The sequence below is a fragment of the Variovorax boronicumulans genome (assembly GCF_009811375.1).
Classification (GTDB): domain Bacteria; phylum Pseudomonadota; class Gammaproteobacteria; order Burkholderiales; family Burkholderiaceae_C; genus Variovorax; species Variovorax boronicumulans.
Genome location: NZ_BKDH01000011.1, coordinates 1 through 1215, shown reverse-complemented (window position 1 = coordinate 1215; position 1215 = coordinate 1). Strand labels below are relative to the sequence as shown.

At 66.7% G+C, this 1215-nt stretch carries 2 protein-coding genes; both read left to right on the top strand.

All coding sequences use genetic code 11. The features are described 5' to 3' along the window. A partial coding sequence (locus VHAB30_RS30915; RefSeq protein ID WP_159279715.1) for an ABC transporter permease occupies positions 1-414 on the top strand: 414 nt, incomplete at its 5' end. 115 nt (positions 415-529) lie between these two features. Then, positions 530-1215 (top strand): ABC transporter ATP-binding protein (locus VHAB30_RS30910; protein WP_159279714.1); only part of this gene is annotated, 686 nt, incomplete at its 3' end.

Below are 1215 nucleotides of genomic sequence, written 5' to 3'. Positions count from 1 at the left end.
CTCGCGCTGGTGCTGGTCTATACGCCGCGTGTCGCACGGGTGGTGCGGGCCTCGACGCTGGTCGTGCGCGAACTGCTGTTCGTCGAAGCCGTACGGGCCCTGGGCGTGCGCACCTCTCGCATCCTGTGGCGTCACATCCTGCCGAACCTGATGTCACCGATCCTCGTGCAGGTGTCGTTCATCTTCGCCTACGCCATCCTGGCCGAGGCCGGCCTGTCGTTCCTGGGCGTGGGCGTACCGCCCGAGATCCCCACCTGGGGCACCATGGTCGCGGGCAGCCAGCAGTACGCGCACCAGGCCTTCTGGGTCGTGCTGTTCCCGGGCCTGGCGATCATCTTCACGGCGCTGTCGCTGCAGCTGCTGGGCGATGGCGTGCGCGACCTGCTCGACCCGAAGCTCAAGAAGACGGCATGAAAGCACTCCCCCAGGCTTGCCCACTTCGTGTGGCCTCCTACCCCCTCGCCGGGGGCGATACCAGCAGCCCGGCGAAGCCGGTTCTGCGGTATCCCACGTGAAAGGCCTACCTGATATGAACATGGCTTCCAGTTCCCCACGCCTCACGGTCACCAACCTGAGCACCAGCTTCCCCACCGAAGACGGATTGATCCGCTCGGTGGCCGACGTGAGCTTCTCGATTCAACCGGGCAAGACCACTGCGCTGGTGGGCGAGTCGGGCTCGGGCAAGTCGGTCACCAGCCTCACGCTGATGCGCCTCTTGCCCAAGACCGCCAACGCACAGGTCAGCGGCAGCGCCTCGTTCGTCACGCGTGAAGGCAAGACGCTCGACCTGCTGCAGATCGGCGAGCGCGAGATGCGCTCGCTGCGCGGCAACCAGCTGTCGATGATCTTCCAGGAGCCGATGACCAGCCTGAACCCGGTGTTCACCATCGGCGAGCAGATTGCCGAGAGCGTGCGCCTGCACAAGGGCCTGGACCGCAAGGCGGCCTTGGCCCATGCGCTGCGCATGCTGGAGCTGGTGGAGATTCCGGCTGCCGCCCAGCGCATCCACGAGTACCCGCACCAGCTGTCGGGCGGCATGCGCCAGCGCGTGATGATCGCGCTGGCCATGGCCTGCGACCCGACGCTGCTGATCGCCGACGAGCCCACCACGGCGCTGGACGTGACCATCCAGGCGCAGATCCTCGAACTCATGCGCCGGCTGCAGGCCGAGACGGGCATGAGCATCCTGTTCATCACGCACAACCTGGGCGTGGT